At 69.9% G+C, this 5,340-nt stretch carries 4 protein-coding genes and 1 pseudogene; 2 read left to right on the top strand and 3 right to left on the bottom strand.

Features of this window, described 5'->3' with window-relative positions:
* The 3 genes from ACRDPS_RS22620 to ACRDPS_RS22610 form a co-directional block, all read right to left on the bottom strand.
* Positions 1-611 (bottom strand): alpha/beta hydrolase family protein (locus tag ACRDPS_RS22620; protein WP_431503917.1); only part of this gene is annotated, 611 nt, incomplete at its 3' end.
* 1 nt (position 612) lies between these two features.
* Positions 613-1,356, bottom strand: a complete 744-nt coding sequence (locus ACRDPS_RS22615) for an SOS response-associated peptidase (RefSeq protein ID WP_431503916.1) — start codon at positions 1,354-1,356, stop codon at positions 613-615.
* 191 nt (positions 1,357-1,547) lie between these two features.
* Positions 1,548-2,219, bottom strand: coding sequence for a hypothetical protein (locus ACRDPS_RS22610; protein ID WP_431503915.1), 672 nt, complete (start codon positions 2,217-2,219; stop codon positions 1,548-1,550).
* Positions 2,220-2,569: 350 nt separating this feature from the next.
* On the opposite strand from ACRDPS_RS22610, the gene ACRDPS_RS22605 reads away from it, so the two are divergent.
* Together ACRDPS_RS22605 and ACRDPS_RS22600 are read left to right on the top strand one after the other, a co-directional pair.
* Positions 2,570-5,113: a sigma-70 family RNA polymerase sigma factor gene (locus tag ACRDPS_RS22605; RefSeq protein ID WP_431503914.1), complete on the top strand. Its 2,544-nt coding sequence runs from the start codon at positions 2,570-2,572 to the stop codon at positions 5,111-5,113.
* Positions 5,114-5,199: 86 nt separating this feature from the next.
* Positions 5,200-5,340 (top strand): annotated as a pseudogene (locus ACRDPS_RS22600) (3-phosphoshikimate 1-carboxyvinyltransferase); the annotation flags it as partial.

Here is a 5,340-nt window from a genome sequence, read left to right as displayed (position 1 = left end):
TCCAGGGTGGACTCGACCAGGATCGCGTCGGCATCGGCCTGACTGAGCGGGCCGCGCTTGCCGACGACGAGCGAGTGGTTGGCGCCCGGGATCGGGGTGACCTCGACGCTCTCGGGAAATTCCTCGGGCTTGCCGAACCTGTCACGCGTGCCCTGCAGCACCAGGGTCGGCACCTTGGCATCCAGCAGCTCGTGGGCGCGAGAGATCTGCGGCTTGCTCACCGGGTGCAGCGGGAAGGCCAGGCACAGCGCCCCGGCGGCGCCGAAGCCTCGTGCCGTGCGGACCGCCGATCGGGCGCCGGCGGAGCGGCCTCCGACCACCAGCGGCGTACGCACCCGCATCCAGTTGGCGGCCAGGGTCAGCGCCGCGTCGAGCGACTTCGGCGGCGTGGCCACGGGTTTCCCCTTGACCCGCCAGGGCTGCTCGAAGCGGACCACGGTGATCCCCTGCCCCGGCAGCGCGTCGTTGAGCGCCATCAGGTCGTGGGTGTCGATGCCGTTGCCCGCACCGTGGGAGAGCAGCAGGGTCGCCTGCGGCCGCCGGGCGCGACGGGTGAACAGCCGCCCCGGTCCGTACGGCGTGTCGATCATCTGCGTGGTTGTTCCACCCATGTCATCCCCAGGCTTCCTCGAGCGGCAGCGGCTCGATGAGCTCGCGGCCGTTGTTGCGTACGTTGCTCACCAGCGTCGACACCGGGAAGGCCTCCAGCCGACCGGGCGCCGCCGGGGTCAGGAGCTCCACGTCGCCCGGGCTGGCCGGGTCGAGCCACTGATCCCAACGGTCGCGTTCCACCATCAGTGGCATCCGGTCGTGGATGCGTCCCAAGGAGTCCTCGGCGTCGGTGGTGATCACGGTGCACGACCACAGCCACCGGTCGGGATCCTCGTCCGCCTTGGCCGGGTCGGGCCACAGCTCGTAGAGCCCGGCCATCGCCAGCACCCCGCCGTCCTTCGGGGTGATGAAGTAGGGCTGCTTGCGGGGCTTGCCCTTCGCGTCGAGCGCCTCGGTGGCGTACCACTCGAAGTAGCCGTCGGCCGGGAGCAGGCAGCGGCGCTTGGCGAAGGCCTTGCGATAGGCGGGCTTGTCGGCCACCGTCTCCATGCGGGCGTTGATCATCCGGTTGCCGATCTTGGCATCCTTCGCCCAGGAGGGGACCAGACCCCAACGTACGGAGCGGAGCTGGCGCTGACCGGCCGGCTGCTCCTCGCGCGGCGGGCGCTCGAGGACGGCGTAGACGTCGTTGGTCGGCGCCACGTTGTAGCTCTCGGTGAGCGGCTCCTGCAGACGCAGCTCATCGATCTCGAACTCCTCGGCCAGCTCGTCTGGTTGGCGGCTGGACGCGTAACGACCGCACATACGTTCACAATAGCGCCGCGGTCACCCACGGTGGGCGCTATCAACTCAGACCCCAACGAGGGACGGTTCCGGACGACTTCCGGTCGAGTCGGCTCGTCCTGACGCCGTTCTCCGCCGAGTCGGCTCGTTATGACGAGCCGACTCGGCGCGGATCTCGGTCAGGACGAGCCGACTCGGCGGGGCGGGGTGATCTATGCCCCGCGGGCGAGCTCGTCGAGCAGGATGCCCGCGGACCGGTCGTTCTCGGGGAGGCCCTCGATCCAGATCCGGTCGGCGCTGTGCTCGACCATCCGCTTGAGGAGCGAGAGCCGCTTGACCAGCGTCTCGTCGCGCGCTGCGACGACGACCATCCGGTTGTGTCCGACCTGCCCGACGGCGGCGGCGCCGGCGAAGACAGAGCGTGCCGTCTGACCGAGCAGCGACATCCGTCGTGCGGCGGCGATGCTGTCGAGCTTGCCGCCAGGGTTGCCGGGGAGGTGGGCGTCTGTGACGACCAGCGCATGACTGACGGCTCGGGCGTCGCGGTAGAGCTCCGAGATCCGCTCGCGCACGTGCGCGAGGGTCGCGAGGCCGGTGAGCGGGTCGGCACAGGAAAGGGTGTGCAGGTAGCCGAGGGTCGCCTCGCTCCAGGCGACCGAGAGCGCGTGCACCTCGGTGAAGGCCGGGTCGCGGGCGTTCACCGCCTGCGTGGTCGTCCGCAGGTCCTCCAGGCTCTCGCCCAGGGACACACCTCTTTCCGCGAGGTCGTGACCAGCGACCCAGCAGGCCTCGGCGACGTAGCTGCTTCGCTCTGCCAGGGCCTCCGCGACAGCCTCGAACCGTGACGGGAGCTCCGCCCGCTGTTCATCGGAGAGCTCCCTCACCTCGAAGGGGGTGGATGAATGCGTACGTCGGCCCCGAGAGAACAGCCGCACAGTTCACCCCCTTGTCCTCGTGTCGGGTGTCGGTCTTGTCAAAGTTCGTTGTGTCATGGATGTTGTGTCATGGATACAGTCGCCAGATCGCCGACTCCCGCGTCCTCGCATAGACTTGACGTACGTAATCGGCGACCATGACGCGGAAAGACACCCACATTCCTGGGTTCTTCGAGAAACTTGTTGCCTGATCCGGCTAGGGGGCGTGACGTGCGGACTACCGCTGTCGTTGGCACCACGCATGTCACGCTGTGGCGCAACCCGCGTCATACCTCCGTTCTTCTAACGTCTTTGGTGCTGTGAGCGAAACGACCCCCACCTCTGCGACCACTCTCGACGCGCCCGGCGACGCGGAGTTGATCACCGCTGTCCGCGGCGGTGACCTCGACGCGTACGGGACGCTGTTCGAGCGTCACGTCGAGGCCGCTCGGCGGCTCGCCCGTCAGCTGATGTCACCCGGGGACGCCGACGACCTCGTCTCCGAGGCGTTCGCCAAGGTGCTCAACGTGCTCCAGAAGGGCGGTGGCCCGGACCTGGCGTTCCGCGCCTACCTGCTGACCTCTGTGCGCCGGCTGCACGTGGACAAGATCCGTGCCTCCTCGAAGCTGACCACGACGGACGACCTGACGCCGTTCGACCCGGGCGTGCCGTTCGAGGACACCGCGGTCTCGGGCTTCGACAACCAGGCGGCCGCGAAGGCGTTCCAGCAGCTCCCCGAGCGCTGGCAGCAGGTGCTGTGGCACACCGAGGTCGAGGGCCAGAAGCCGGCCGAGGTCGCGCCGATGCTCGGCATGTCCGCCAACTCCGTCTCCGCGCTCGCCTACCGGGCACGTGAAGGTCTCAAGCAGGCGTTCATCTCGATGCACGCGCAGGACGCCGGCGAGGAGGCCTGCGCCACCACCCGCGCCAACCTGGGTGCCTACATCCGCAACGGCCTCTCCAAGCGCGACGCGAAGAAGGTCGACGACCACCTGCAGGACTGCCGTCCGTGCACCGCGATCTATCTCGAGCTCACCGAGGTCAACTCCGGGATGGGTGCTTGGCTCGCTCCGGCACTGCTCGGGGCTGCCGGCGCCGGCTATCTCGCCGTCGGCGGTGGTGCCGCCGCGAAGGGCGGCGTCCTGTTCTTCTTCGGACGGGTCAAGGACTGGGCGCTGGGCGACCCGGTGGGACGTACGGTCGCGGGTGGTGCGGGTGTCGCCGCCGCCGCAGCCGTCGTCGCCGGTCTCGCGCTCACCGGTGGCGACCCGGCACCGAAGGAGAAGGCCGCCGACGAGCCTGTCGCCGAAGCACCTGCGGCCGACCCCGCGCCGGCTGACCCGCCTGCTGCGCCTCCAGCCGCTCCTCCTGCTGCACCGCCCGCGGCACCTCCTGCTGCAGCTCCCGCTGCACCGCCTGCTGCTCCGCCGACCGCCCCGCCCGCAGCCCCGCCTGCCGCGCCTCCCGCCGACCAACCGGCCGACCCGGCGCCCGCTCAGCCGCAGCAGCCTCCGGTCATCGCCACGCCGATCGCCGACATCAACGGACAGCCCGGAGGCAAGACGGTCATCGACCTGACCCAGGGCGCCACCGACGCCAACGGCGACCCGCTCTCGGTCAAGGAGGCCACCGTCGCCTCCCCGGCGCACGGCACCGTGACCATGGGCGGCGCCTCGACCTCTGGCGGCAAGGGCGGCAGTGTCAGCGGCGCGATCTTCGGCGGCCTGCGCATGGCCGACGAGCCCGTCACCACCGTGACCTATCAGCCCGAGGTGGGCTGGCGCGGCACCGACACCATCGAGTACGTCCTCACCGACGGCAACGGCGGCGACGTCGCCGGCTCGGTGAAGGTCACCACGCCCAACGCAGCCCCGAAGGCTGTCGACGACACCGCCACGGCGGATGCGCCCGGTGTTGACCATGACGGGCCGGGTCGGGCGGAGACCACCATCGACGTGCTCGACAACGACACCGACGACAACGGCGACCTGCTCGAGCTGGTCGAGATCACCGAGCAGCCGAAGCACGGGACCGCCGAGATCGAGGACGGCGAGGTCGTCTACACCAGGGACCCGGCCGCCAAGGGCGACTCCGACTCCTTCGCCTACCAGATCTCGGACGGCCACGGCGGCACCGACATCGGCCAGGTGGAGGTCACCCTCGAGGCGCCGAAGCACGACGCCGGGCTGGCCCTGCACCACCATTCCTTCAAGAAGTACGAGCACATCCAGGTCATGGCCGTCGGCATCCCCTCGGGCGACGGCTTCACCGCGACCTTCCACTACCGCGCGACCGGGGTATCCCAGCCCTACCCCGGGTCGTCGAACCCCCAGTCGATGTGGGCCTGCTCGCCGTCCAGCCCGACGCCTGCGCCACAGGACGGCGTCGTCGAGGGCGAGTGCACCCTGACCAGCGCGAACAACGGCCAGGCTGTGCTCCACTTCGACTTCGTCGCCGACGGTGAGTGGACGTTCGATGCGAGCCTCACCGCCGTGGGCTACCAGGACCCCGAGTCCGGCAACGACAAGGTCGGCGATTCGGGCACCGGCTCCCCTGTGCCCACCGAGACACCGGACGTACGCCAGGTCCCCACTCCCCCGACCAGCCCCAGCCTTCCGGATCCGTCCGGCAGCTCGAAGCTGCCCTCACCGTCCGGCACTTCAACCCTGCCCTCGGGAATCCCGACCACGTCGGTCTCACCCAGCGGTAGCGCCAGCCCGAGCACGTCGGTCCCGCCCAGCGCTCCCAGCAGCAGCGCGAGCCCGAGTGGGCCGCCCAGCTCCGAGGATCCCGAGGCCGAGCGCAGCGCCAAGGCGAGCGGCCTGACATGGAAGGCCTTCCTCAAGGCGATCGGGATCGACTGATCCCACACCAGCCCATGGCGCGTCCGTCTGCCCGAGCGGGCGGACGCACTGAGGTTTTCGCAGGTCCCAGACACTAAGATCGGACCGTGACTACGACGAGCGACCGTGCCGCTGACATCGCCGACCCCTGGCCGGCGCCCAGAGCGCACGGTCCGGTCGCGGCGACGGTGTCGCTGCCGGGGAGCAAGTCGCTCACCAACCGTGCACTGGTGCTGGCCTCGATCGCG

Source organism: Nocardioides sp. (assembly GCF_050699375.1).
Classification (GTDB): domain Bacteria; phylum Actinomycetota; class Actinomycetes; order Propionibacteriales; family Nocardioidaceae; genus Nocardioides.
This window is presented reverse-complemented; position numbering and strand designations above follow the sequence as displayed.

What these genes read in the sequence shown, in the direction of transcription:
- ACRDPS_RS22615 (WP_431503916.1), bottom strand. Translation starts at nt 1,356, where the DNA reads ATGTGCGGTCGTTACGCGTCCAGCCGCCAACCAGACGAGCTGGCCGAG.